Here is a 25,105-nt window from a genome sequence, read left to right on the forward strand (position 1 = left end):
TGCTCAGGCGATGGCCCTGGCGTCACGTAACTGTTGAACTTCAGGCTCCGAGAAACCCATCTCGGCCAGGATCTGCAAGGTATGCTCCCCATGGATCGGGGGCGGCAGCCCCGTGTCGCGCGCCTCGCCGCCAAGGACGAAGGGTTGCCCGACGGATTGGATCGGACCTCCGTGGGGATGGTCGTACTTCACGATGAGACCGCTGGCGTCGGTCTGGGGGTGTGCCAACACCTCCCGAAGCGTGTTGATGGCTGCGCATGGAACGCCTACCTTGGCGAGTTCATCATTCCAGAAGGCGGCAGGACGCTTCTCGACGGCCTTTTGCACCAAGGCATCCGTCTCCGCCCGATTCGCCACACGGTCCGCGTTGATGCGAAATTTCGGATGTTCGACGATGTCGTCCAGACCCGCGACCGCGCAGAATTTTCGCCACTGGCTGTCGTTCGCCACGCCCAGCATGATGGGGCCGTCTGCGGCCTCGAAGGCGCGATAGGGACACAGCGCCTCATGGGTCGAGCCGCACTTGGGAGGCTGCTCGCCGCGTTCCCAGAAGCTTTGCAGGTTGTAGCGCAGCAACCCGAGCGCGGACTCGAACAGGTTCACCGTCACGGTTGTTCCCTTGCCCGTCTGACCTCGTTGCAGCAAGGCCGCCAGGATGCCCGAGAACGCGTGCGTTCCGGTGATCTGGTCGATCGGCGAGATCGGACTGCGGATGTACCCGCCGCCCTCGTCCCCCGTGAGCGACATCATGCCGCTGAACGCCTGCAGAATGACGTCATAGCCCAACATGTTCTTCAACGGGCCGCTGCGTCCGAAGCCAGAGATACTGCAATGAATCAGGCGATCATTCAGGCCACGCAGCGTCGGGGCATCGATGCCGAGCCGCTCCGCGACGCCCGTGCCGAACGTCTCGATCGCGATGTCAGCCTCACGAGCCAGCTTGTGTGCGACCGCACGGCCCGCCTGCGTCTTGAGATCCAGGGCGATGCTGCGCTTGTTGCGGTTGACCGAAAGGAACACCGCCCCCAACCCCTCGCGGCGAAAGGGAGGCCAGCCACGCGTCTCGTCGCCGAGATTGAGCGGCTCCACCTTGATCACTTCGGCTCCCAGATCACCCAGCGCCTGCGTGCACAAGGGCCCCGCCAAGACCTTGGAAAAATCGAGAACCTTGATTCCGGCAAGAGGCTTCATGGATCAGGCCTTCGGCTTCTTCTTCATCAGGGCGGCACGATTGCAGACGCCGACGAGTTCGTCGCGCTGGTTGAAAGCCTCGTGCAGGAAGGTGGCGATGCCGGCATCCGGGCGAGACTTGCTCTCACGCAGTGCCACCACCGTCGTGCGCACGTGCAACGTATCCCCATGGAAAACGGGCTTGGGGAAGCGGACATCCTGAAACCCCAGATTCCCCACCGTCGTGCCCAAGGTGGTGTCACCCACCGAAGCTCCCGCCATGAAGGCCAGGGTCCAGGCGCTGTTCAGAATCCGCTGTCCGAACTCGCTGTGGTGCTTGCAGTACTCCTCGTCCAGATGGATCTGTGCAGGGTTGTGGGTCAGCGCGGAGAAAAGGACGTTGTCCATTTCAGTCACGGTGCGACGGATGGCGTGATCGAACACTTGTCCGACCGTGAACTCTTCAAAGTACAGGCCTGGCATTTTTTTCCTCTCTAAGGCGGATCAGTAGGATTTCGGCAGGTCGAGCACCTTCTCGCCGATGAAACAAAGAATCAGCTGGTCGGTGACGGGACCCAGACGCGTCACGAGCACTTCACGCAGCAGTCGCTCGACCTGGTATTCCTTGGCATATCCCATGCCGCCGTGCGTCAGGACCGCTTGCTGGCAAGCCAGGTAGCCGGCGCGCGACCCGAGCAACTTGGCGCTGTTGGCTTCTGCACCACAGGGTCGACCGGCGTCGTACAGGTCGGCGGCCCGCTCCGCCATCAACAGTGCGGCCTCCAGGTTGACCCAGCATTCGGCCAATGGATGCTGGATGCCTTGGTTCTGGCCAATCGGGCGGCCGAAAACAACGCGTTCGCGCGCGTATCGCGCAGCGCGATTCACGGCATCCTGACCGATGCCGATGGCCTCCACGGCAATGAGGACCCGTTCGGGATTCAGTCCGTCGAGCAGGTAGTAGAACCCGCGCCCCTCCTCGCCGATGCGATCCCCCTCGGGAATGAACAGATCGTCGATGAAGACGGCGTTGGAATCGACGGCGGCACGCCCGTGCTTGGGGATGCGGCGAACCTCCACCTTGGTGCGATCCAGGTCCGTATAAAAAAGCGTCATTCCGTCGGTCGATTTGCCCTGCCCCTTCTGTGGCTTGGTCGCCGTTCGGGTCAGGAGCAGGATCTTGTTGGCAACCTGCGCCGTGGACGTCCAGATCTTGCGGCCTGTGACCCGATAGCCCCCCTCGACCTTGGTCGCGAAGGTCTTGATGCTCGTCGTGTCGAGCCCAGCGTCTGGCTCGGTCACACCGAAGCACACCTGGTCCTGGCCCGCCACGAGCCGTGGAATCCAGCGTTCCTTCTGCGCCGCCGAACCGTGTACCACCATCGGATGCGGCCCGAACATGTTCATGTGGATCGACGAGGTCGCAGCCATGGCGCCACCGTGGCGCGCAACGGTGTGCATGACGATCGCCGCCTCCTTGATGCCCAGTCCGGCCCCACCGTACTCCTCGGGCATGGTCACCCCCAGCCAGCCGTCGTTGGCCATCGCACGGTGGAATTCATGCGGGAAGCGCTCGTCTTCCTCGCACTTGCTCCAGTAATCGTCCCCAAAACGCCGACACACGGCCGAGACCCCATCGACGATCGCGCTTTGCTCTGACGTGAGATTGAACATGAAACCCCTCTGCTGCATGGATGAAAGACCGACCCCCAACATGCGCCGGAAGTCATCGAAATCAATTGCACTATAGGGCTTATTTTTCAATTAGTCAATGGGCAACCATAAGAATATCCCAAGTGGAACGACTGTACGCTGACCATCTATTCCAATGATTGACCTTTAAAAGAAATTTGAGTATCATCGGCTCGGCGCCAGACCCGCCACGCCAGGATCCGACTGAGCGGCGAGGTCGGCGAGTCAAAGGAGTCACTGCATGAAGAAGCTGAGCATTAAGGTCATGTTTGCCGCGCTGGGGCTTTCCCTCGCGGCCCATTCCACGGCGCAGGCGGACACCTATCCGTCACGCCCGATCACCGTCGTCGTACCTTTCCCGGCCGGCAGCACGACAGACCAGATCGGGCGCAAGTTCGCCGAGTACCTCAAGGGCAAGTGGGGCGCGAATGTGCTGGTGGACAACAGAGTCGGCGCAGACGGGAACATCGCAGCCCAGCATGTGCTCAGGCAGCCCGCCGATGGCTACACCTTGTTCATGACATCGAACTCGGTCCATGGGGCCAATGCGAGCCTGTACAAGCAGTTGCCGTTCGATCCGCTCAAGGACTTCGACATGATCGGCAACATCATGCAGATCCCGCTGGTCCTGACCGTCAGGTCGGACTTCCCGGCGAACAACTTGCGTGAATTCATCGCTGAGGCCAACAAGCGGACCACACCGTTGATGTACGGCGCAGGAAACACGGCAACGCGCGGTGGCGCAGAGCTCCTCAAACTCCGCTACGGAATCAAGATCGAGCCCGTTTTCTACAGGGGTGCGCCGCAGGTTCTCACTGACCTGATCGGCGGTCAATTCGACTTCACCATCGTCGATGCGAACGTGGTGGGCAGCTTCCTGAAGCAAGGCCGGCTGAAGGCCCTGGCCGTGACCAGCGAAAAGCGCCACACCAGCCTTCCGAACATTCCCACTGTTGCGGAGGATGCGCCTGGCTTCCGCTTCGTCCCCTGGATCGGGGTGGTGACACGCAGCCAGACGCCGCCTGAGATCCGGGCAAAGCTCAGTGACGTCGTCCGGGCGTTCACCAACGATCCTGCGACGGTCAGCTTTCTGGGCTCAGTCGGAGCTACCGCAACGCCGATGGATCCGACGGAATTTCGCACCTTCATCGAAAACGACATGAGCACGTGGGCCAGGATCTTCTCCGCGGCCAACATCGAGCGGAAGTAAGGAGTTGAGCTTGCGCCTGAATTTTTCGATCGGCGACATGACGGTCCACCGCATCGTGGAGATGGAATCGCCCTTTCTCCCCGCATTCGAGATGCTCCCCGGACTGACGCAGGAGGTGCTCGATGCGAACCGCGACTGGCTGCAGCCTCATTCGCTTGGTCCTGGCGATGTCTTCAGCCTCTGCTACCAAAGCTACATTGTCAGGACACCGCATCACACGATCCTCGTCGACAGCTGCCTTGGAAACGACAAGCAGCGAGGACGGCCCGAGTGGCACCTGAAGACCGACGACACCTACATGCGTGCGCTGGCGGCTGCCGGGCTGACCGTGGAAGACATCGATTACGTGATGTGCACCCACTTGCATGATGACCATGTCGGCTGGAACACACGTCTGGTCAACGGCGAATGGGTTCCGACATTCCCCAACGCGCGTTATGTGTTCAGCGAGCGCGAACTGGCGACGGCGCAGGCTGCCAATGAACGCTCGCCCTACGCCGGTTACACGGACAGCCTGTTGCCGATCCTTCGCGCGGGCAGGACAGAAATCGTCGGGGATGACTACCAGCTGGGCGACCATGTGCGCATCCTGCCGACGCCAGGCCATACGGACGGACACGTGTCGTTTGGCTTCGGCAAGAAGCGCGACGAGGTCGTGATGACCGGCGACCTGATCCACGTCCCCCTGCAGATGCGTTATCCCGAGCTGTCCTTTGCCAGGGACAAGGACCCGGTGCTGGCCGCCACAACCCGTCGGTCGTTCCTTGAACGTTATTGCGACACACCAACGCTGTGCTGCACCGCCCACTTCCCGACGCTGTCCGCAGGTCGAATTTCCCGTTGGGGCGCGGGCTACCGGCTGCAAAGCTTCGATTAACACCAGTTCCAACAAAGGATAAAAGATGCGCGCGTACGCCATTACATGTTTTTGCGAGCCCGTTGTTCCCGTCGACAGCGCGGATCCGCAACCCACCGGCACGGAAGTCGTTGTCGAGGTGACGCGTTGCGGCGTTTGCCATACCGACCTGCACCTCCAGGACGGCTACTACGACCTCGGCGGAGGCAAGCGGCTGAGCCTTGTGGACCGCGGCATCAAGCCCCCGGTGGTCATGGGGCACGAAGTCCTGGGGCGCTTGGTTGCCAAAGGACCGGATGCGCCGATCTCCGATGACCAAGTCGGCAAGACCTTCCTGGTCTATCCGTGGATCGGGTGCGGCACGTGCGAGACCTGCCTGCGCGGTGACGAGAACCTGTGCGCGAAACCTTCCTCGCTGGGTGTTTTCCGCCCGGGTGGCTACGCAGACAAATGTGTCGTGCCCCATCCGAAGTACCTCGTCGATGTAACCGGCATCGAGCCGACCCTGGCAGCGACGTATGCCTGCTCGGGCCTGACCGCCTACAGCGCGCTGCGCAAGCTCGACATCAACAAGGAGCGCGACCTCCTGGTGCTGATGGGGGCCGGCGGCGTCGGCCTCAGCGGACTGCAGCTCGCGATCGCCATGGGTTACCGCAACATCGCCGTTGCGGACATTGATCCGGCCAAGCGTGACCTCGCCCAGTCCAACGGGGCGACCTATGTCTTTGACCCGCGGGAGCCCGACTCAGCGTCGAAGCTGCTGGCGCAAGCCGGCAGCGTGGCCGCCGCCGTGGATTTCGTGGGTGCCAAGGCGACGGCGGACTTCGCGATTGCCTCCCTGAGAAAGGGCGGAACCTATATCGCCGTGGGCCTGTTCGGCGGGGAAATCACGCTTTCGATGCCTCCGCTCGTTCAGCGCGCCATCACCCTGCGCGGCTCTTATGTCGGCAACCTCGCCGAGCTAAAGGAGCTCATTGCGCTCGTGAAGCTCGGCAAGCTCAAACCGCTACCCGTGGAGGCCGTTGCGTTCGATCGTGTCAACGATGCCTTGCAGCGCCTGCGCGCAGGCAAGGTCCAGGGCCGGCTGGTTCTGGCTCGTTGAATTTGCAACTTCATACGAAAAATCCCATGGACACTTCCATCCGCGTTCCCTTGGTCGTTCCCGGCAGCCAGCCCGAACTGGCCGACGTCGAAGCCTCGATCCGCGCCGAGCGCGGCGGCGAAATCGCCGTGCTGTACCAGGCGCTCCTGAACAGCCCCCCCATCGCCTCGGGATGGGAAAAACTGCTGACGGCAGTTCGCAATCGCTCGCTGATTCCTGCGGACCTGCGCGAATTGATCATCCTCCGGGTTGCGGTGCTGAACCGCGCTTCGTTCGAGTTCAACGCCCATGTGCCGCATGCGAAAAAGGCGGGCGTCTCCAACGAAAAAATCGAAACCCTGCGGGGACTGCCCGCAACCGCAGCCCTGTTCAGCGATGACGAGCAACTCATCCTTGAACTCACGGAGCGAATGACCCGCGATATCGATGTGCCGGACGCCGTGATGGACCGGGTCCGTCAGCGCTTCTCCGCGCGGGAAGTCGTCGAATTCGTCACCGCTATCGCGGCCTACAACATGGTTTCGCGCTTCCTGGTGGCCCTGAGGATCACGCATTGAACGCTTTGCGCTCCACTGCCAGTTCAGCTCTTGCACTAGGAAAGCTTTCTTGATGTCTTACCCGAACACCCAACTGTTGATTCATGGCCGATGGCAAGATGCCGCCGATGGTCGGACCTTGCCCGTGCTCAATCCTGCAACGGGCGGCGAGATCGGAAGTGTCGCGCATGCGGGTAAGGTCGACCTTGCACAGGCCGTGGAATCGGTTCAAAAGGGCTTCGAAACTTGGCGTGACATGACGGCCGCAGAGCGCAGCAAGATAATGCGCCGCGCGGCCCTGCACATGCGTGAGCGCGTTGGGGACATTGCGAAGCAGTTGACCCAGGAACAGGGCAAGCCCCTGGCCGAGGCGACTGGCGAGACGCTGGCCGCCGCGGACATCATCGACTGGTTTGCCGAAGAGGGATTCCGCATCTACGGTCGCCTGGTGCCTTCCCGCACCAGCCATGCCGTCCGCCAGATGGTGATCAAGGATCCGGTGGGCCCGGTGGCGGCCTTCACCCCGTGGAATTTTCCGATCAACCAGATTGTTCGCAAGGTGGCGCCTGCGCTCGCCGCGGGATGCTCGGTCATCGTGAAGGCGCCGGAAGAAACGCCCGCCGCGCCGGCCGCGTTGATCCGCGCGTTCCAGGATGCGGGCTTGCCGCCAGGCGTCCTGAATCTCGTGTACGGGGACCCTTCGGAAATCTCCAGCTATCTGATTGCCCACCCGGCAATCCGCAAGATCACGTTTACTGGCTCCACCCCTGTCGGCAAGCAGCTCGCCGCCATGGCCGGACAGCACATGAAGCGTGTGTCCATGGAACTAGGCGGTCATGCGCCTGTGATCGTGTGTGAAGACGCCGATGTCGAATTGGCAGTGAAATGCGCGGGTGCCGCCAAGTTCCGTAATGCGGGTCAGGTGTGCATCTCACCGACGCGTTTTCTGGTTCATGAGCGCGTGCGCAACGACTTCGCCCAGGCGCTGGCGGCCCTCGCGAAGTCGCTCAAGGTGGGCGATGGCTTGGCGCAAGGCACTCAGATGGGGCCCCTGGCCAACCCTCGCCGCACGGTCGCGATGGAAGCGTTGACACGGGATGCCGTGGTCAAAGGCGCCAAGGTGCTGCACGGTGGTGAGCGCATGGCCGGAGCAGGCAATTTCTGGCAGCCGACCGTCCTGGACGAGGTGCCGCTGGACGCGATGATTTTCAACGACGAACCTTTCGGGCCTGTGGCGGCGATTCGCGGCTTCCGGACGCTTGATGAAGCGATCCAGGAATCCAACCGCCTGCCTTATGGCTTGGCCGGATACGCCTTCACCCGTTCCCTGAAAAACGCGGACCTGCTGACTCGTCGCGTGGAGGTGGGAATGCTGTGGATCAACATGCCGGCGATGCCTTCCGCAGAGATGCCGTTCGGTGGCGTGAAGGACTCCGGTTACGGCTCGGAAGGCGGGATGGAAGCGCTCGAGTGTTATCTCAATCCGCGAGCGGTTGCCATCTCAAATGTTTGAGCCTGATTGAGCCCCGACTCCGCCTGGAGGCACCGATAACGCAGGCGAAACAGGTGAAAGGCGGTCCGACACCCACTTCTTGGCGCGGTGATGCGTTGCACGCGCTGCGCTGTGCCGCGGGCTACAACATCCGCTGGCTGCTCAGGGCAATTGCCCGCGTTGGCCCCGGGGCCTGGTTTTTGCGCCTGCAGATGCTGGCCGCCATGGCCTGCCTGGGCATGACGCCGCTGTGGGGTGGTGGCCGACGACCTGCTCTTGCGCGCTTCGTCAGCGCCCAACCGCAGCACTTGTCTCGGGACTATCTCAGTGGCGCTCTCGGGAGATTGAATTTCGCAGGGCCGAGCACCTATAAATTTCAGGGAATCTTTAGGAACTGTTGTTATATGTTAATGGTTGACAAAGAAACACGTTTGGATAAGATATTAGCTCTGCTTGGGCTGATTCTGAGAACTTGCGATTGTCGTGACCCTTTCGCGACCAGGATTCATCCTTTAACTTCAGCGAGAGACAGAACGTGAGCCTGAACTTTTCCGTTGCCGACTTGACGATTCACCGTCTCGTTGAGCTCAATCACCCTTATCTGCCGGCCTTGGAAATGCTGCCGACATTGACCCCTGAACTGCTCGAAGAGAATCGAGTGTGGTTGCAGCCGGACTCTCTGGGAGCTGGTGATGTTTTCAATATTTGCTTTCAGTCGTACGTGGTTCGCACTCCGCATCACACAATCCTTGTGGATAGCTGTCTCGGCAATGACAAGCCGCGGGGCCGACCAGAGTGGAGCATGAAGACGGATGCACGCTGGATGTGCGCTCTAGCTGCTGCTGATTTAACGGTTGAGGATATTGACTATGTGATGTGCACCCACATGCATGGTGACCATGTTGGATGGAATACAAAGTTGGTCAAAGGAGAATGGGTGCCGACGTTTCCAAACGCGCGTTACCTATTTGGGCGACGCGAAATGCTGGCAGTGGAAGCTACGGACGGACTTCTAGCAAACGCTGCGTATCGGGACAGCGTCCTTCCGATTGTGCAGGCAGGTCGTGCGGAGCTCGTTGACGATGACTACCAGTTGGGGGACCATTTACGGATTTTGCCTACACCTGGACACACTGACGGTCACGTATCGTTTTGCTTCGGCAAGGCGCGGGATGAGGTTGTCATCGCTGGTGATCTAATACACGTTCCTTTGCAGACCCGATATCCTGAGCTTTCATTTACTATTGACAAGGATCCGGTGCTCGCGGCCAGCACTCGCCGATCGTTCCTCGAGCGCTACTGCGATACGCCAACGCTTTGCTGCACATCGCATTTTCCCTCCCCATCGGTGGGCCGCGTTAAGCGCTGGGGTGATGGCTATCGGCTCGAATACATTGGCAGCACAGATGTCAACGAATAGTGACCTTGCCCTGTAAGCGGTAAGCCTGCGGCGTTGTTCCCTGGGGCGAGCTTGGTGCCCAGGGCTGACGAATGCGCCGGGCACGGTGCTGCTGAGCGACGGCTACGAGGCCTACGCCAGCTATGTGAAGAAGACCGGGGTGACGCACGCGCAATGCTGGATCCACACCAGGCGCGAATTCTTCGAGGCCAGGGACGCCGAGCCGCAGGCTGCGGGCGAGGCGCTGCGCCAGATCGGCGCGCTGTACAAGATCGAAGAGGAAATCCGAGTCAAGAAGCTCTCGGGCGAGAACAAGCGACTGCACCGCTTGACGCACAGCAAGCCCAGGGGCGAGCAGTTCTTCGAGTGGATCGACCGCCAGTTCGAGCAGCAGGGCCTCCTGTAAGCGGTAAGCCACCGGCGTTCTTGCCCGTCGGGCCTCAACGAGGCATGAGGTCGAAGAGCAGGATGCTGCGGTTCATGTTGGTGGTGCCGCGGGGCGGGCCTCAGCGCCCGCGAAGGCGATGCACTCGACGAGGTTCAGGGCGGCGAGCAGCAGAAACTTCTCCGCTTCGGTCCTGACGCCGAGCAGGTCGTTGTCGCGCAGATGGCCCCAGGCGAAGCGGCGCGCGTCAAGGTAGTTGTCGCCTCATTCATGCAGCCAACGGCTGTATATCGAAGGACCCTGAGTGCGTCTTGACGATGGAGTCCCGTTCGGGGTTCAAGGTCACCGCACCAATGGGCGTCCAGTTCCGAGTGTCGCCTGACCAGCGCCGCGGATTGCGCTGGCGAGCCTGCAGATACAGCTCATGGCGATTGGCGAGGATCGCCGAGTCCTTGCCCGCATGGCGCTGCGCAGGGCTGACGTAGCGGATACCGCTGTGCCGATGCTCATGGTTGTACCAATGCACGAAGTGCGCGGCCCAGGCACGAGCCTCGTCGAGGCTGGCGAAGCCCTTGTCCGGGAACTCCGGCCGGTACTTGGCGGTGCGGAACAGGCTCTCGACGAAGGCGTTGTCGTCGCTCACGCGCGGGCGCGAGTACGAGCGCTTCACGCCCAGCCGCTCAGGCGCAACTCGTCCTCGATGGCCTGCCAGCCCTGGCTGGCCTCGCTGGCGCGCGTCCAGTCCTCGCGCTTGAACAGGCGCTGGATCAGCCGCTTGACGTTGGCCGTCTTGCGCAGCCGCAGCAGGTAGGGCTGCTCGCGCCGCTCGCACAGCTCGATGATGTCTTCGTTGCCGTAGCCGCAGTCGCCCCTCACCAGCGCTGGGGCCTTGTCGCCCAACTCGTCGAGCAGCCGGCCCAGGGCGGCCTTGGCGTGGCCCGAGCTGTGTTGCTTGCCCGAGGCGAGCACCGCATCGAGCACCAGACGCAGGTTGCCGATCCAGAAGCTGTGCAGCACATGGCTGGGCCGACCGAGCTTGTGCGGGTTGTAGCCGAGCTCGGCGCCTTCCTGGCGGCCGTATAGCGGCTTGATCGTGGCGTCGATGTCCAGCACCCAGGGGCGATCGAGCGCCCGGCGCACGCTGGCCATCAGCGATTGGCGCATCCACGCATCGCTGGCATCGGGCGGCATCGCCGCCAGCGCGCCGCGCACCGAGTCTTCGCTGACCATGCCGCGCAGGCGTGAAGCCTCGCCGTCGGCGGTACAGCGGAAAGACATCGAGCGCCTTGCTCTCCAACTCGATCGGCACGCGCGGGTCCTCGACGAACTTCTCGTGCTGGCACGGGAACTGCAAGGCGGCACGAGTGACGCGATCATGCGCATGGGTGACGCCGAACTTGCACTGGGGGTGCTGGCTGCCCGAATCAAGCCGCCAAGGTCGTAACTGCTGATCGCTGACTACGGGTTACAGACCGCATCGGTGTGCGTAACGTGTCGGCGAAAAAAATCGGGTTTGGGCTTCCACCCCCCTATCGGATCTTGCCGACGACCTTGGGTTCGCCGTTCTTGATGACGGCAATGTAGTCGGTCGTCATGATTTGACGATCGGCGCCGAAATTCTTCATGCCACCCAGTATCAGTTCGTCGCCCAGGATCGACTTCATCGGCAGCGCCTTGCCAAAGGCCGCGGCGACCTTTCCGGTGTCGTTGACGTCGCCGCCCTCCTGGATTGCCTTGAACAGCACGTTCAAGCCATCGTAGTAAGTCGCGATCGTGTCGTTCGCTTCATGGCCCACCGTCTTCTTGTACTCCGCGGCCAGCTGCTGGAATGCCGCGTTCTCACGGTCGACGTAGAGGAGGTTGTAAACGCCCTCGGAGTCCTCCTTGCCGGCCGCTGCCACGATGTCTTTCGGGCCCGGGCCGGAGTTCTTGGTGAACAGGCCCTTGTAGCCGAGCTCGCGCGCCTGGCGGATGACGAGGCCGGCCGTAGCCGGCGCGATCGCGCTCAACTCGATCAGGTCAGGCTTCATGGCGAGAACCTTGGTCAGCAGCGGCTGAAAGTCCTTCGTCGAGCGCTCGAATGTTTCCGCAGTCAGCACCGTGAAGCCTTTTTCATTGTAGACCCTTTCACTCAGCTTCGTCAGGTCCCAGCCCGTCTCGTCGTTCGGGTTCAGGATGGCGACACGCCTCTCCTTGCGGTTGTCTTTCAACCAGGCCACATATCCCGGCACGTAGTCGGCCGGTGTGCTCAGGAGACGGAACATGTATTTGGAGCTGGCGTCGAATGCCTTCGGCGTGATGCCCGACGAGACGCCGATGACCTTGTCGTCCTCAACGCGCTGCTTGAGCGCCATGGTCGCAATAGAGGTTAGGATGACCACGTACTTGACGCCGTCCTGTTTCACCAGCCGGTTGTACGCGGAGACGGCTTCGACGGTCTTGTACTGATCGTCGTAGGCCACGATTTCGATCCGATGCTTCTTGCCGCTCACCTCAAGGCCACCCTTGGCGTTGATCTGGGACGCGAGAATACTTGCGCCGTGCTGCATGCTCAAGCCCCAGGGCGCGCCGGGTCCGGTGAGGGGCGCAATGACACCAATCTTCAGGGTCTGCGCGCTCACACCAGTCATGGCGCCGGCGAACAGCGCGGCGCCGATGGCGAGCATCCCGGCCGTGTGGCGGATGCGGCTGAATGATGGGAAGTGATTCATCAGTGTGTCTCCATTGAAAAAAAAAGGCGGGGAATCGACGGCTCGAAGCGAATTGCCAACGGGTATGCGCTGACTCACCAGCGCACCGGAAGCGCCTTCAGGCCAAAAACAACCGCGTCATGCTTGTATTGCAACTGCTCGAAGGGAACCGCGAGCTGCAAGGCTGGAAGGCGGTCGAGCAACAGGTTGAATGCGATATCCATTTCAGCCTTTGCCAGGGTCGCACCCAGGCACTGGTGTGCGCCAGCTCCGAACGCGAGGTGATCCGGCCGGTTGCGCGTGACGTCGAACTTGTCTGCGTCCTCGAACACCGATTCATCTCGACTTCCGGAAGTCAGCGACGCGAAAACCCCTTCCCCGGCCCTGATTTTCTGACCTGCGATCTCAGTGTCCTTCACGCACAGCCGTCCGGTGGCCTTGTCGTTCACCGCAAGATGGCGAAGCATCTCGTTCACGGCGCTCGCCATGAGGCTGCGATCATTTCGCAAGATCTCCATCTGGTCCGGGTTCCGCATAAGCAGCAGGGCTCCCAGAGCGATCATGTTCACCGTTGTTTCGTGCCCCGCCGTCACCATGAGCTCGACGATGCCCACGACCTCGTCCGTACTCAGCAGACCTGTCCGGATGAACTCACGGAGATACTTTCCCATCAAGTCGTCCTGGTCTGGCTGCGCCTGTCTCCTGCGGAACTGTTCATGGAGGTATGCATGCAAATCCACCTGCGCCTGCCTGTTAGTCGCGCCATCGAGCCGCATGTCAAACTTCGTCTCGGTCTTCTCGTGAATGAAGGCGTGGTCTTCCTGAGGCAAGCCCAAGTAGTCGGTGATCACCGTCGTCGGCAGCCCCACCGCAAAGTCCGCCAGGAGATCCGCAGGAGACACCTTTGCGAGCATCCTGTCCAGCAATGAATTCGCGATCTCGGTAATACGCGGCCGCAACGCATTCACGCGCTTGACCGAGAAGTCTGCGGTGATCATCCGCCGCCTGACCGTGTGGTCTGGTGGGTCCATCCGCAAGAACGTCGCAGGTTCCTGCGTGACCTGGCTTCCCCTGCCCGCGGATACCGTCGGATACCCGGGCGCCGGCTTCTGGCTGAACGTCTCGTGATCGCTCAATACCTTGATGATGTCAGCATGGCGCGTGACAAGCCAAACATGCTGGCCGTTCCACAGGCGCACCTTCTTTACAGGAGCGTCCCTCCGATAGCCGGCGTAGGCTTTCGGAGGGTTGTAGGAATCTCGCGCCGCAGGGTAATACGGGAAATCCAGTGACATCGGTCTGCTCCTTGATCTGCGCTTTGCGCCAACTGCCGGCTTGCGTGCAGCCGGCGGGGTTATGATAAATGGATAACCATTCATACCTTCGCATGGAATCCTAGCCTCTGAAACGCCCATTGTCATTGGGGCTTTCCCTCATTAATTAACCATTAACCATGTATGCAAAAAACAGGGGCATCGTTGCACGAGCCATCCCGTTGTGGCGTCGTTGTGCATGTGCCGCGTCGAGCGAGGCAGTCCTGTCGCCGGTGGCAGCCCCGAAGCAGCGAATGAAGTCGGGCCAGTAGGCCCGGCCGCCAGGTTCAGGCTTTCCGATTCTTCACGGGGCCCTGCGACATATCCGCCAGGTGGTCCCACGCTTCCCATTCGGACAGCCGCCTGGCGTATTCTTGCCGAATCAGTGGCAGGCCCCTGTCGCCAAGGAACACCCGCAGTGGCGGCTTTTGCGCATCGACCAATGCAAGCATGGCCGGGCCCGTTGCCTCTGGAAGGCCTTGCACGGTAAGCCCGCGCCGGCTCGCCATCTGCACGCGCGCACTTTCATACGCCTCGATGGGTTTCGCATGCCTGGCCGACGGCCCGTTCCAGTCAGTGGAAAATCCGGCCGGCTCGACCAGCGTGACATGGATGCCCATGTCCGCCACTTCGATCGAAAGGGACTGACTGAGGCCTTCGAGCGCCCATTTGGAAGCGTGATATAGGCCGATATTCGCGAACGCGGTGATGCCGCCGATGGACGAAATCTGGATGATGTGACCGGCCCCCTGCCGGCGCATGATCGGAAGGGCGGCCCGCGTGACCCACAGGGCACCGAAGAAGTTGGTCTCGATCTGATCCCGCGCCTCGGCCTCACTGACCTCCTCGACGGCTCCGAATTGGCCATAGCCCGCGTTGTTGATGACGACATCGAGGCGCCCGAAGCGCTGGTGCGCCTCGTCGATCGCGGCGCCGACATCACGCTTGTTCGTCACATCGAGCCTGAGGGCGGCGATCCTGTCGCCATATTTCTTCTTCAGCGCGTCGAGCGTTGCGGGATCACGAGCCGTCGCGGCGACCCGATCGCCACGCTCCAGGGCAGCCTGTGCCCATACGCGGCCGAAGCCCTTGGACGATCCCGTGATGAACCAGACCTTGCTTGCCATGATGTGCCGCCCTTCCTGAAAATGTCCGCTTCAATCGACTACCGGATCCGGCGCCACCTGAGGCATGGGACGCCACTGCCGCGCCGAGTCGCGGACATTGAGCCACGCGCTGCTGGCGCCGCACAGCGCAATCACGACGATGCCAAACCAGCTCCAGGCGTCGGGGGCCGCGCCGAGTGCCATCCACCCGAGAAAGGTGGCTACCGCGATCTGCGCGTACGCAAACGGCATCAGCGTCGCCGTCGGCGCCTTGCCCAACGCCATGATGAGCAACAGATGCGCCCCGGTGCCCAGCAGGCCAATGCTCAAGAGCAGCGCCAGATGCAGCGGCGACGCCGCTGACAGCGTGGCGCCGATGTGCTGTGAACTGGCGACCAGGAACGGCACGGCCAGTACGGTGCCGATAATGCCGCTGTAGAAGTTGGTCGTGTAAGGATTCTCGTGAGGCGAGAGGCGGCTCGTCAGCACCTGGAAGAACGCGTTCGTGAAGGCCGTGGCGAGCGGCAGCAGCACCGCCCAGCCAAACAGGCCGCTGCCCGGACGGATGATGGCCAGCGTGCCAGCGAGCCCTCCGGCCACGAGCAGCCACCGAAGCGGCGAAACCTTTTCCTTGAGCCAGACCCGGGCCAGCAAGGTGATCAGCAGCGGCGAGGTCATCACGATGGCGGTCCACTCCGCCACCGGCAGGTAACGCAAACCGTGGAAGGCCATGGCCGATCCGCTGAACAACAACGTTCCGCGCAGCAGCTGGAAGCGCGGATTTGCCGTTCGGAAGGTTTTGTCCGCCGAGACGCCGATCCACGTGGCCATCACCGCCGCATGCATTGCGAAGCGAAGCCACAACATCAGCGTGACGACGATGAACGCGCCAAGGTAGCGCGTGGTCGTGTCCAGCGCCGCAAGGGTGGCCGCGGCCGCGACCATCAACAGGATGCCCGCAATGGGGCGGTGTGATGCGTGGGTCATGACATTCCTGGGAGGGCCTGCGCTCTTGCCTGGCGCACGACCGGGCGCACTAGATCGGCCGGCCGGCGGTCGCTCCACCATCGACCATGTAGACAGCGCCCGTGCAGAACTTCGATTCGTCGCTGGCCAGAAAGAGCATCATGCTGGCCACCTCGTCGGCTTCGCCATAGCGCCCCAGCGGGATCGTGCGATAGATCGCATCCCGGCTGGCGCCCTTGCCTGCCTGGGCCGCTTCGAGTTCCTGGACCATCGGTGTGTCGATGGTGGCCGGATTCACGGTGTTGACCCGTATCCCCTTCGACGCGCCCTCCAGAGCAGCGGCGCGCATGAGACCGATTACCGCGTGCTTGGACGTCACGTAGGGCGACAGGTTCGGGATTGCCCGGACGCCGGACGTCGATGCGGTGATCACGATGGAGCCGCCCGCGGCCTCCATCGCCTTCATCAGGTACTTCAAACCGAGCCACACCGCACGAACGTTGATCGCCATGACCTTGTCGAACAACTCGATCGGGCAATCGACGAGCCGATGGTTTTCACCCGGAATGCCGGCATTCAAGAGCGCGACATCGACCTTTCCATGCAGTCGCACTGTCTCCTCGACCATGCTTCGTATGGCGGCTTCGTCGGTGACGTCCGCCGCACGGTACGACACGCCCTCCCCCAGTTGCGTAGCCAAGTCCCGCAGCGGTCCCTCCCGCATGTCGACCAGCATGAGCCGCGCGCCTTCATGTGCGAACTGCCGCGCCGCAGCGGCACCAATGCCGCGCGCGGCGCCGGTGATGATGGCAACCTTCCCGTCAAGTCTTCCCATGGTCTTACTATCCTCCGATGTAAATGTTCAAGGGCTCCACGCAGCCAACGCCTGGGCCTTCCACAATCTCACGCCTTGCGATGGACCAACTCGGTAATCGAGGCGTTCCCGCCCTGGCGTCCAGGGCGTCGAAGAGCTGCTGCAACCCCTCGGCTTCGTATTCGTAGATCGCGACGTATTTCCAGGGACGGGGCGTGCCTTCCCGCTGCACCGGCGACTTTCGCCGCGCCCATCACTCGGCCCCAACGGTTTCCGCCTGCGCATTGCCACCGAGGTAGGCATTGCGGACGCTGTCGCTATTGAGCAGATCCGCGCTTGCGCCCTGCAGGGCGACTGAGCCGGTCTCGAGCACGTAAGCCCGGTCCGAGATCTTGAGCGCGAGCCGTGCGTTCTGCTCGACGATGATGACTGTGACGCCATCGGCGTTGATTGCCTGCACCAGCTTGGCGACTTCGTGAATCATCTTGGGCGCCAGGCCGAGTGTCGGCTCGTCGAGCATGAGAATGCGCGGCCTGCTGACCAACGCCCGGGCAATGGCCACCATCTGCTGCTCGCCGCCGGACAGGCTCGAGGCCACCTGCCCGCTGCGTTCGGCCACACGCGGGAAAATGGCGTGCAGCTGCTCGAGTCGCTCGCGGAACTGGTGCTTGTCGCGCATCCGGTACGCCCCCATGCGAATGTTTTCCTGGACGGTCAGATCGGGGAACAGCCGCCGCCCCTCGGGACAAAGCACGATGCCGCGATCAAGTCGTTCGTGCGGCTTGAGGGCGGAGATGTCCTGCCCGTCCAGGCGGACGGTGCCGCTGCCGGGCCGAACCAGGCCGGCGATCGTCTTGAGCAGCGTGGATTTTCCGGCGCCGTTGGCCCCGATGATGGCCACGATACGCTTGTCCTGAATCTGGACCGACACGTCGCGTAGTGCGCGAACGCCGCCGTAATCGACGCTGAGGTGGGTGGTCTCAAGCAAATTCGTACTCCTCACCGAGATAGGCCTCGATCACGGCAGGATTGGCCTTCACTGCGGTCGGCGCTCCTGTGGTGATCGGCTTACCCTGGTTGATGACCAGAATGCGGTCGCAGACGCCCATGACCAGCGGCATGTCGTGTTCGACCAGAAGGATGGTGATGCCACGCTCGTCGCGCAGCCGGCGGATGAGCTTGGCCGCCGTCTTCTTCTCCGACGGGTTCAGGCCCGCCGCCGGCTCGTCCATGAGGATCAGCTTCGGTGAAGCCATGATCGCCATGCCGATACCGAGAATCTTCTGCAATCCGTAGGCGAGGCTGCCGGCCGCGCCGCCCAGGACATCGGCCACTCCGATGAAGCGCGCGACTTCGTTCAAGTTCGCCGAACCCGACCGGTTGCGCTCGGAGATGTAGGCGAACGGGTTGTGACTGCGGTGCGCGACGTCGGCGCGACGCAGGTTCTCCTCCGCCGTATGCTGCGTGAAGACATTGACCGCCTGGAACGTGCGCGCGATCCCGCGACGAGCGATTTCATCGCTGGTGCGCCCCGATATGTCCTTGCCTTCGAAAGCCACCGTGCCGGCACTCGGCCGGTAATGGCCGGCGATCACGTTGAAGAGCGTTGACTTTCCGGCGCCATTGGGACCGATGATTCCGAAGATCTCCCCCTTGTCGACCGAGAAGGAAACTTCGGAGACCGCCGTGAGGCCGCCGAAGCGGCGGCTCAGGCTCTGCACCTCGAGCATGTGTGCCATCAGTGACCCTTCCCGGAGCGTCGAATGAGAGAAACCAGTCCCTGCTTGAAGAACAGGACGAATACCAGCAGGAAAATGCCATAGACCAGGAGCTGGTATTGGCGCGCGTCGCGCAGCACCTCGGGCAGCGGCACGATGAGGATCGCCCCCAGCACCGGACCGAGCACCGAACTAACGCCCCCCACCGCATTGATCACAATCAGGTCGACCGAGGCGCGGAAACCGAACGGGTCCGGCGACAGGGAGCCCAGGTAGAAAGCATAGATGCCGCCGCTGATGCCTGCGACGAAGGCGCTGAGCGTGAACGCGGCGATGCGCCATGCGAGGGCATTGGAGCCGATCGCGCGACTGAGCATCTCGTTCTCATTGAGCGACTCGAAGATGGCGCCGATATCGGAACGTTCGATGGCCCGCATGGTCACGTAGGTCGCGACCGTGAACAGGAGCCCGAGAACATAGTACTGGTGCACGTCGTCCAGGCGCACTCCGAAGATGGAGAACTTGGGGATGCCGTGCAGCCCGTTGTTGCCGCCGAACAGCGAGGTCCAATCCTGGAAGATCAGGTTGACGATCTGCGCGAAGGCATAGGTCAACAGCACGAAATACAAACCCTTGATGCGCAGGAAGACCGGCCCCACGGCCGCGGCCATCGCGGCGGCGATGGCCGCGGCCGACAGCATGGAGAGCGCCGGCGGAAAGTCAAGTCGCATCGTGAGCAGCGCGCTGCCATAGGCGCCAATGCCCATGAAGGCGGGTTGCGCAATCGACAACTGCCCGAGCTTCATCATGATGTTCAGGCTCAGCGCCATCGGCGCCATGATCACCACCATGGTAGCGATATGGAGGATGTAGTTGTTGCCGAATGCCCAAGGCACGAATGCCAGCAGCGCACAGGCGACGAGAATGACTTTCTTGTTCATCGCAAACTCCTTCCCATCAGGCCCGTCGGGCGAGTTATGACGACCAACAGCACGACCGCGAAGGATGAAACCAGCGCGATGGTGGAATCGAAGTGCGTGGACAGGCCCGATTCGACCAAGCCCAGGAGAAGCCCCCCCGCCACGGCGCCCGGCAAGCTGCCCAGCCCCCCGAGGATCACCACGACGAAGGCCTTGAGCATCGGCAGCTCACCCATGTGGGGACCGACGGTGTAGATCGGGGCCATGAGCGCTCCCGCCAGCCCCGCCAGCAGGCAGGCAAAGCCGAACGCCGACGCATACATCGACCCCGACTCGACACCCATCAGGCTGGATGTTTCGGAGTCCTGCGCGACGGCTTGCATCGCCAGCCCGAAGCGAGAGTGCTTCAGGAACAGGTAGAACAGCAGGATGATGGCCATCGCGCATAGCGCCACGATCGTCCGGTCCCAGGGCACGACAGCGCTGCCGAGGCTCCAAGTGCCCGAGAACGGGCGCTTTACCGACTCTTCGGCGGGACCGAACACGATCAGCGCAAGGGATTGCAGGATGATCCCGACCGAAAGCGACATGATCATGCCCGCCATTTCATCGCCGATCAGGCGGCGAAACAGCAGCCGTTCGAGAATCACACCGAGCAGGCCGCTGATCACGCCGCCCGCTACCACCGCTGCAAAGAATGGCCAGCCCAGCTGGCCGAACAGCACTAGGACGAGAACGGCGCCCACCATGTAGAACTCGCCGTGGGCGAAATTCACGATGCGCATGATGCCGAAGATCAGCGTGAACCCCAGCGCCATGATCACGTAGATCAAGCCGGCGAGAAGTCCGTTGACGAGAACTTGTTCAAACATGATTGGATGTCCTCAGCGTCCAGTGGACGGCATCGGAGATGCCTGTTTTGGAATGATGGCCAAGAGCGCGTGGTGGACACCCCCATCGACGAGGATGTCCTCGCCGTTGAGATAGGCCGCGCGATCGCTTGCCGCGAACATGATCACGTTCGCCAGGTCCTCCGGCTCGCCAATGCGGCCGGACGGTATCATCCGTCGGCGTCCCTCGGCGATGACCGCTTCGCTGTAGGCGGCGGCAGTCGCTGGCGTGCGCACATAGCCGGGCGATACGGAATTGCAACGGATTCGGTGCTCGGCCAGCTCCAGAGCCAGCATGCGCGTGAGCATCATCAGTCCGGACTTGCTCACGCTGTAGGCCCCGCCGTGCGGCAGCGGCAAATGACCGCAGATCGAGGCGACGTTCACGATGGTTCCGCCATTGCCCGCGGCGATCATTTGCGCGGTGAACACCTGCGCACAAACCAGTGCCCCTGTCAGGTTCACCGCGAGGCCCTGGTTCCATTGGACCGTGTCCACCGTCAACAGCGGTCCGGCGTATCCGACCAACGCGGCGTTGTTGATGAGTACCTCGCACGCGCCGAGGTCCTTTTGAACCTGCTCGGCTGCGGCAACGATCGCTTGCGACTGCGACACGTCGGCCTCAATGGCGATCGCACGGCCACCGGCGCGGTTGATTTCAGCAGCCACTAAGGCCGCGGCGTCGCCGTTTCGGTCGATGACCGCCACGCGAGCCCCGGCAACCGCCAACTGGCGCGCTGTTTCGGCTCCGATGCCGCTGCCGGCGCCGGTGACCACACAAACCCGTCCGGCAAGGCCGAGCCACGATGTGCCATCCTTCTCTATTGCCTGAGTCAACACAAATTCCTCGGTTAGTCTGTGAAGTTCGGTCGATGACGCGCTCAGATGCAGGGGCGATCGATGCCCCGCCCCGAGCGCCCCGCCTTGGGCGATTTCAGCTTGCCCACAACGACCAGGTTGCCGTTCTTGATGTAACCCACAATGGGTGGACACGATGGTCCGGTCGGTGATCAGGCCAATCTTCAAGGTTTGCGCGTTCACAGCGCCAAGAAGACTCACCCGAACAGTCCGACGCCACCAGCCAACCTCAAGGCTGCTCGACCCAATTTTGCGACGCCGCCAAAATGGTCCATAAATTCTCCACTAAATGGTTAATCATTAGACGCTGAATGGATTCTAGTAAGATCTAGACCGACTAGGCGTTAGTGTTAACCCTTGGTCTTACGAGCGCGCTGACGCTGACCTTGCCTCTCAATGGGGTAGTTCTTAGCCCATCGATTACGCCGCCTTTTTGCGCTGTGCCTCGTACCAGCGTTGTTCGTACCCCGTTAGTCCCTGAGGCAACCCAGCGTCGGATGAAGCCATTTTTAGGAGGCCATCAAGGTCAGGACCGCATCCTTGGCCTCGCGTCGGGTGGCTAATCTCCCGCCTTAAAGACTGGCTTTCCTTAGGCTGGTCCCAGAAGCTCTCGGCTGGCACGTCATCCCAGCACCCCACCGATGCCAGCTTGTAGCCATCCGTCCGAGCCTTCTTTTCAATGAGCTTCGAGCTTGGCGAAGCGTTCTGGGTTTGACTGGAACTGAACTTTCTACGAGCAGGCATTCACTGCAGTCCGCTAATGGTTAACCCTGATCCCGTCTTTCCGGTCCGCGAATTACATTAAAACCAATGCGGTTAAGCGCGTTTGGTTGACCATTTCCGCCAACGCGCTGCGCCTCTTGGGCGCAACCGCATCATTGTCCTGTCCCTCATCATCAACGGAGATCACCTCATGAGCCCAATTGGCAAGATCAGAAAACTTGGAATACCCGCCTCCACGCTCGCCGCCTGTGTTGGGCTGTCCGTGAGCCTTCATGGCGGTGTCAGTGCTCAAACCTTGAAAACTGGGGTGATCGCCCCGTTGGCTGACAGCGGCACGCCTTCGGGCATCGCCGCGGCAGATTCGAGGAGGATGCAATGAAGGTCAGAGTAGATGTTCCACGCTGCGTGGCAGCTGGTCACTGTGTCGCCGAGGCACCCACCGTGTTCGATCAAAGCGATGCGGACGGCTCGGTCATTCTGCTCAAGCAGATTCCTGATCCCTCGGAAGAGGGGGGGGTCCGCAGAGCCGCCCACCTATGTCCTGCCTTTGTGATCCATCTCGAGGAGGATCACCCGTCCGAATCGGCAGGCCAGTCACAAACCAAATCGTTTTAGGCCGAATGGCACTTACTTTGGCTTCAACGCATTGCCGTGCTTCTGAACTCGATGCGCCCGGGCCGATAGCCGACCTTGCATTGGGCGATCAGCATGGACAGGCGCTGGTTGTCCTCCGCCGCCGACAGCCCTCGCGCCACCCACTCCGTCCACAGTTGCACGGTGTGCTCGAAGCTCAGACCCGCGCGGGTCCACGCCAGCATTGGAAGCGGCCTGCGCCATGAGCAGTCGGACCACGTTATAGGCCAGCGCATGGACCCACAGCTGTTTCTCATTCATCGGAGGCGTCTGGCAGCTCAGTACGTCCATGCCCTTCGTGGTCTAGAGGTTGCGCAGGTCCAGCTCGACGTTCCATCGTCGCGCGTACAGCGCCGAGAGATCGGCCTTGCTGACCTGGCGGTGATCGGCCATCGTAGTGACCAGCACTTTGTGGGCGACTTTGACTTCCCGAAGCGTGATCTCATCGGAGGCGCGCGCGTGCTGCTCGGGCGTCATCCACTGCGGACGGGCCGGCTTGGGCCGGCGCACGATGTGGTCTCGCGTGCCCTGCGACTGGCCGCGTCGAAGGTCGGTGATTCGCGATCCGTTTTTCTCGAACAGCACGTCCACGCCTGCCGCCATCAGCGAGGCGATCAGGAAATAGTTGCAGTACAGGGCGTCGGCGAGCATCACATCGCCTGGGCGAACGCCTTCGACCAGGCCGCGCACCAATCCAAGTTCGCCACTGCCTTTGCCGCTGTGTGGCCCGATCGCGGCATCCAGCGCCGCGCCGGTGGCCAGGCAAATCACCATGACCAGTCGCGTCAGCGGGAAGCCGACCTTGGGCGCCTGGGTGCTGGGCTGGGGATACACGGCTTGGTTCTCGGGGGTATCGGGCATCGACAGCCCGGTGCCGTCCACCAGCTTGACCGCGCGGCCGCGCCAGAGCCATTGCGCCCGCGCCTTCTGGCTGAGCATGCTGCCGGTTTGGCGTGTGAGCGCACTGACCATCTCCAGGGGCAGGCGCTGGCGCGCCCTGCAATAGCCGCCGGTGCGAACGCTGCACGCGCTCAGACCGTCGGCCGCGCGCTGCGCTGCCCAGCCGTTGACCGCCTTCTGGCACGAGCCATCGGCCTCCAGCACCTGACGCATGAACATCGACAACGTCACCGTCGGCGGATACAGCCGCTCGCGGTGCTCGGGCAGCAGCGCTTCGGTCATCTGCAGCAGCTGCGGACTCGTCAGCACGTTGAAGAATTCCACCGCCTCGGTCGATCTCGCCCGGCGCCCAATGCTGCGGCGACGTTGATGCAGAGCGCTTTGGGCATTACGATCCATGGTGGCTGGCCTTCGGAAAGATGGTTTGGGTGCTTCGTAAACAACCATCCTATCGATCCTGGGTCAGCCACCTGCCTTTGCCTTCAAGCACTTACGCGCGTCGCTGGATGCCAAACAGCCAAAGTAAGTGCCATTCGTCTTAGGCGCGAGATAGATCGAGCGTACCCGGGGCATGAACATGATGGCTCTTCGTTGATTTCAGTGGGATCGGTATGGGGTGATCCTGAGACCGGCTGCGACCGGGCGCATGTGCATGGCTGGGTCAAACGCGAATGGCGGCATCTGGACACGTGCCAATTCGAGACGCGCATCGTGGCCGAAGTGCCGCGCCTGAACTACAAGAGCGGCCGGGTGGAGGATGCGGCAGTTGCCTGGGCGGAACGCTACAGCCGCATTACGCTGATGATGGAAGCCTTCGTCGTGCGGTTGCTGCAAGCGGCAGCCAACATCAGCCGCGTGGCCGAGCTGATCAAGCTGGACTGGCATACGGTCAACGACGTCATCGCCCGTGCCGCCGAACGCGGCCTGGCGAGACGCACGCAGCAGCCGATAGGCCACCTGGGTTTGGACGAGAAGAGCTTTGCACGCGGCCACAACTACGCCAGCGTGCTGACCGACGTGGATCGCTCGCGGGTGCTGGAGGTCACGCCCGGGCGCAAGCTCGAAGACGCCGTGGATGTGCTGTCCAGCTTGAGCGTCGAGCGGCGCGCCGGGGTGCGCGCCATCGCCATGGACATGTGGCCGGCCTACATGAGCGCGGCCCGCACGATGCTGGCCAACGCGGACATCGTGCACGACAAGTTCCACGTTTCCAAGTACCTAAACGACGCAGTCGACCAGGTGCGCCGAGCCGAGCACAAGCGACTACGCTCCCAGGGAGAGTCGCCTCTGACGGGCACCAAGTACAACTGGCTGAGGTCATTGCCCGACAAGCGCTGCGCCGAGGCGGTGGCGTTTCGCCACCTGTACCAGGCCAATCTCAAGACCAGCCGGGCTTGGTCGCTCAAGGAGAGCTTCACCGTCTTCTGGGACTACCTCTATCCGAAGTCGGCCGAGCGCTTCTTCGATGCCTGGGCCACACGCGCGATGCGCAGCCGCATCGAGCCCATAAAGTCCGTCACCAAGATGCTTCGCCGTCACCGCGATGGACTGCTCAACTACACCAAACATCGCATCACCAACGCGGCCGCCGAAGGCTTCAACTCCATCATCCAGACCATCAAGGCCAATGCCCGGGGCTTCCGCTGCTTCGACAACTTCCGCACACGCATCCTGTTCTTCTGCGGCAAGCTCGATCTCCTGTCTGCGAGTGTTCGATCCCACTGAAATCAAC

The 25,105-nt window shown here is 62.1% G+C and carries 22 protein-coding genes and 4 pseudogenes; 10 read left to right on the forward strand and 16 right to left on the reverse strand.

Annotated features, from left to right (window positions below):
* Positions 1-3 precede the first annotated feature (3 nt).
* From FFS10_RS02625 to FFS10_RS02635, 3 genes are read right to left on the reverse strand one after another with little or no spacing between them, the layout of a single operon-like run.
* Positions 4-1,191, reverse strand: a complete 1,188-nt coding sequence (locus FFS10_RS02625) for a CaiB/BaiF CoA transferase family protein (protein WP_137891197.1) — start codon at positions 1,189-1,191, stop codon at positions 4-6.
* Positions 1,192-1,194: 3 nt separating this feature from the next.
* Complete coding sequence (locus FFS10_RS02630; protein WP_137891199.1) at positions 1,195-1,653, reverse strand: MaoC family dehydratase; 459 nt, start codon at positions 1,651-1,653, stop codon at positions 1,195-1,197.
* A gap of 21 nt (positions 1,654-1,674) precedes the next feature.
* Positions 1,675-2,844: an acyl-CoA dehydrogenase family protein gene (locus FFS10_RS02635; protein ID WP_137891200.1), complete on the reverse strand. Its 1,170-nt coding sequence runs from the start codon at positions 2,842-2,844 to the stop codon at positions 1,675-1,677.
* A gap of 259 nt (positions 2,845-3,103) precedes the next feature.
* On the opposite strand from FFS10_RS02635, the gene FFS10_RS02640 reads away from it, so the two are divergent.
* The 7 genes and pseudogenes from FFS10_RS02640 to FFS10_RS02675 all read left to right on the forward strand — a co-directional run.
* Complete coding sequence (locus FFS10_RS02640) at positions 3,104-4,072, forward strand: Bug family tripartite tricarboxylate transporter substrate binding protein (protein WP_137891202.1); 969 nt, start codon at positions 3,104-3,106, stop codon at positions 4,070-4,072.
* Between the two features lie 10 nt (positions 4,073-4,082).
* Positions 4,083-4,949, forward strand: a complete 867-nt coding sequence (locus FFS10_RS02645) for an MBL fold metallo-hydrolase (protein WP_137891204.1) — start codon at positions 4,083-4,085, stop codon at positions 4,947-4,949.
* Between the two features lie 25 nt (positions 4,950-4,974).
* Entirely contained in the window at positions 4,975-6,030 is a 1,056-nt protein-coding gene (locus tag FFS10_RS02650; RefSeq protein WP_137891206.1) for an alcohol dehydrogenase, read from the forward strand.
* 26 nt (positions 6,031-6,056) lie between these two features.
* Positions 6,057-6,587, forward strand: a complete 531-nt coding sequence (locus tag FFS10_RS02655) for a carboxymuconolactone decarboxylase family protein (protein WP_171016032.1) — start codon at positions 6,057-6,059, stop codon at positions 6,585-6,587.
* Positions 6,588-6,639: 52 nt separating this feature from the next.
* Positions 6,640-8,079, forward strand: coding sequence for an NAD-dependent succinate-semialdehyde dehydrogenase (locus tag FFS10_RS02660; protein WP_137891354.1), 1,440 nt, complete (start codon positions 6,640-6,642; stop codon positions 8,077-8,079).
* Positions 8,080-8,593: 514 nt separating this feature from the next.
* Positions 8,594-9,478: an MBL fold metallo-hydrolase gene (locus FFS10_RS02670; protein WP_137891210.1), complete on the forward strand. Its 885-nt coding sequence runs from the start codon at positions 8,594-8,596 to the stop codon at positions 9,476-9,478.
* A gap of 76 nt (positions 9,479-9,554) precedes the next feature.
* Positions 9,555-9,860, forward strand: a pseudogene (locus FFS10_RS02675) (IS66 family transposase); the annotation flags it as partial.
* A 250-nt stretch (positions 9,861-10,110) separates the two neighbouring features.
* On the opposite strand, the pseudogene FFS10_RS02680 reads toward FFS10_RS02675, so the two are convergent.
* The 12 genes and pseudogenes from FFS10_RS02680 to FFS10_RS02735 form a co-directional block, all read right to left on the reverse strand.
* Positions 10,111-10,518, reverse strand: a pseudogene (locus tag FFS10_RS02680) (integrase core domain-containing protein); the annotation flags it as partial.
* A complete protein-coding gene (locus FFS10_RS02685; RefSeq protein WP_137891212.1) occupies positions 10,509-11,225 on the reverse strand; it encodes a transposase in 717 nt (238 codons plus the stop codon). The pseudogene FFS10_RS02680 and the gene FFS10_RS02685, both read right to left, overlap by 10 nt.
* Before the next feature lie 146 nt (positions 11,226-11,371).
* Complete coding sequence (locus tag FFS10_RS02690) at positions 11,372-12,553, reverse strand: ABC transporter substrate-binding protein (protein WP_137891214.1); 1,182 nt, start codon at positions 12,551-12,553, stop codon at positions 11,372-11,374.
* A 74-nt stretch (positions 12,554-12,627) separates the two neighbouring features.
* Positions 12,628-13,827, reverse strand: a complete 1,200-nt coding sequence (locus FFS10_RS02695; protein WP_171016035.1) for a cytochrome P450 — start codon at positions 13,825-13,827, stop codon at positions 12,628-12,630.
* 305 nt (positions 13,828-14,132) lie between these two features.
* Positions 14,133-14,972: an SDR family NAD(P)-dependent oxidoreductase gene (locus tag FFS10_RS02700; RefSeq protein ID WP_137891219.1), complete on the reverse strand. Its 840-nt coding sequence runs from the start codon at positions 14,970-14,972 to the stop codon at positions 14,133-14,135.
* Positions 14,973-15,002: 30 nt separating this feature from the next.
* Positions 15,003-15,938, reverse strand: coding sequence for a DMT family transporter (locus tag FFS10_RS02705; RefSeq protein WP_137891221.1), 936 nt, complete (start codon positions 15,936-15,938; stop codon positions 15,003-15,005).
* Positions 15,939-15,987: 49 nt separating this feature from the next.
* Entirely contained in the window at positions 15,988-16,752 is a 765-nt protein-coding gene (locus FFS10_RS02710) for an SDR family NAD(P)-dependent oxidoreductase (protein ID WP_137891223.1), read from the reverse strand.
* 232 nt (positions 16,753-16,984) lie between these two features.
* Positions 16,985-17,719 (reverse strand): ABC transporter ATP-binding protein, encoded by a 735-nt coding sequence (locus FFS10_RS02715; RefSeq protein WP_171016036.1) that lies wholly within the window; start codon positions 17,717-17,719, stop codon positions 16,985-16,987.
* Entirely contained in the window at positions 17,712-18,470 is a 759-nt protein-coding gene (locus FFS10_RS02720) for an ABC transporter ATP-binding protein (protein ID WP_137891227.1), read from the reverse strand. The genes FFS10_RS02715 and FFS10_RS02720 overlap by 8 nt, the downstream gene beginning before the upstream one ends.
* Positions 18,470-19,390 carry a branched-chain amino acid ABC transporter permease gene (locus FFS10_RS02725; protein WP_137891229.1) on the reverse strand — a complete coding sequence of 307 codons (921 nt, stop codon included), beginning with the start codon at positions 19,388-19,390 and terminating at the stop codon, positions 18,470-18,472. The genes FFS10_RS02720 and FFS10_RS02725 overlap by 1 nt, the downstream gene beginning before the upstream one ends.
* Positions 19,387-20,241: a branched-chain amino acid ABC transporter permease gene (locus FFS10_RS02730; RefSeq protein ID WP_137891231.1), complete on the reverse strand. Its 855-nt coding sequence runs from the start codon at positions 20,239-20,241 to the stop codon at positions 19,387-19,389. The genes FFS10_RS02725 and FFS10_RS02730 overlap by 4 nt, the downstream gene beginning before the upstream one ends.
* Before the next feature lie 12 nt (positions 20,242-20,253).
* Positions 20,254-21,285, reverse strand: a complete 1,032-nt coding sequence (locus FFS10_RS02735) for an SDR family NAD(P)-dependent oxidoreductase (RefSeq protein WP_249931139.1) — start codon at positions 21,283-21,285, stop codon at positions 20,254-20,256.
* Positions 21,286-22,030: 745 nt separating this feature from the next.
* Between FFS10_RS02735 and FFS10_RS02745 the strand changes: the two genes are divergently transcribed.
* Both FFS10_RS02745 and FFS10_RS23740 read left to right on the forward strand, forming a co-directional pair.
* Positions 22,031-22,219 (forward strand): hypothetical protein, encoded by a 189-nt coding sequence (locus tag FFS10_RS02745; protein WP_137891235.1) that lies wholly within the window; start codon positions 22,031-22,033, stop codon positions 22,217-22,219.
* The gene (locus FFS10_RS23740; RefSeq protein WP_137891237.1) at positions 22,216-22,455 is read left to right on the forward strand and encodes a ferredoxin; all 240 of its coding nucleotides are present in this window, start codon (positions 22,216-22,218) and stop codon (positions 22,453-22,455) included. The genes FFS10_RS02745 and FFS10_RS23740 overlap by 4 nt, the downstream gene beginning before the upstream one ends.
* 26 nt (positions 22,456-22,481) lie before the next feature.
* On the opposite strand, the pseudogene FFS10_RS02755 reads toward FFS10_RS23740, so the two are convergent.
* A pseudogene (locus tag FFS10_RS02755) lies at positions 22,482-23,772 on the reverse strand (IS4 family transposase); the annotation flags it as partial.
* 192 nt (positions 23,773-23,964) lie between these two features.
* Here FFS10_RS02755 and FFS10_RS02760 point away from each other — a divergent pair.
* Positions 23,965-25,098 (forward strand): annotated as a pseudogene (locus tag FFS10_RS02760) (ISL3 family transposase); the annotation flags it as partial.
* Positions 25,099-25,105: the final 7 nt, after the last annotated feature.

This window comes from Ramlibacter sp. 2FC (genome assembly GCF_005503345.1).
In the GTDB taxonomy this organism is placed as follows: Bacteria; Pseudomonadota; Gammaproteobacteria; order Burkholderiales; family Burkholderiaceae_C; genus SCMQ01.

Bases quoted from the DNA above. Each gene is read 5' to 3' on its own strand.
- FFS10_RS02625 (WP_137891197.1), bottom strand. From the start codon at position 1,191: ATGAAGCCTCTTGCCGGAATCAAGGTTCTCGATTTTTCCAAGGTCTTG.
- FFS10_RS02630 (WP_137891199.1), bottom strand. From the start codon at position 1,653: ATGCCAGGCCTGTACTTTGAAGAGTTCACGGTCGGACAAGTGTTCGAT.
- FFS10_RS02635 (WP_137891200.1), bottom strand. From the start codon at position 2,844: ATGTTCAATCTCACGTCAGAGCAAAGCGCGATCGTCGATGGGGTCTCG.
- FFS10_RS02640 (WP_137891202.1), top strand. From the start codon at position 3,104: ATGAAGAAGCTGAGCATTAAGGTCATGTTTGCCGCGCTGGGGCTTTCC.
- FFS10_RS02650 (WP_137891206.1), top strand. From the start codon at position 4,975: ATGCGCGCGTACGCCATTACATGTTTTTGCGAGCCCGTTGTTCCCGTC.
- FFS10_RS02655 (WP_171016032.1), top strand. From the start codon at position 6,057: ATGGACACTTCCATCCGCGTTCCCTTGGTCGTTCCCGGCAGCCAGCCC.
- FFS10_RS02660 (WP_137891354.1), top strand. From the start codon at position 6,640: ATGTCTTACCCGAACACCCAACTGTTGATTCATGGCCGATGGCAAGAT.
- FFS10_RS02685 (WP_137891212.1), bottom strand. From the start codon at position 11,225: ATGCGCATGATCGCGTCACTCGTGCCGCCTTGCAGTTCCCGTGCCAGC.
- FFS10_RS02690 (WP_137891214.1), bottom strand. From the start codon at position 12,553: ATGAATCACTTCCCATCATTCAGCCGCATCCGCCACACGGCCGGGATG.
- FFS10_RS02695 (WP_171016035.1), bottom strand. From the start codon at position 13,827: ATGTCACTGGATTTCCCGTATTACCCTGCGGCGCGAGATTCCTACAAC.
- FFS10_RS02700 (WP_137891219.1), bottom strand. From the start codon at position 14,972: ATGGCAAGCAAGGTCTGGTTCATCACGGGATCGTCCAAGGGCTTCGGC.
- FFS10_RS02705 (WP_137891221.1), bottom strand. From the start codon at position 15,938: ATGACCCACGCATCACACCGCCCCATTGCGGGCATCCTGTTGATGGTC.
- FFS10_RS02710 (WP_137891223.1), bottom strand. From the start codon at position 16,752: ATGGGAAGACTTGACGGGAAGGTTGCCATCATCACCGGCGCCGCGCGC.
- FFS10_RS02720 (WP_137891227.1), bottom strand. From the start codon at position 18,470: ATGGCACACATGCTCGAGGTGCAGAGCCTGAGCCGCCGCTTCGGCGGC.
- FFS10_RS02725 (WP_137891229.1), bottom strand. From the start codon at position 19,390: ATGAACAAGAAAGTCATTCTCGTCGCCTGTGCGCTGCTGGCATTCGTG.
- FFS10_RS02730 (WP_137891231.1), bottom strand. From the start codon at position 20,241: ATGTTTGAACAAGTTCTCGTCAACGGACTTCTCGCCGGCTTGATCTAC.
- FFS10_RS02745 (WP_137891235.1), top strand. From the start codon at position 22,031: ATGAGCCCAATTGGCAAGATCAGAAAACTTGGAATACCCGCCTCCACG.
- FFS10_RS23740 (WP_137891237.1), top strand. From the start codon at position 22,216: ATGAAGGTCAGAGTAGATGTTCCACGCTGCGTGGCAGCTGGTCACTGT.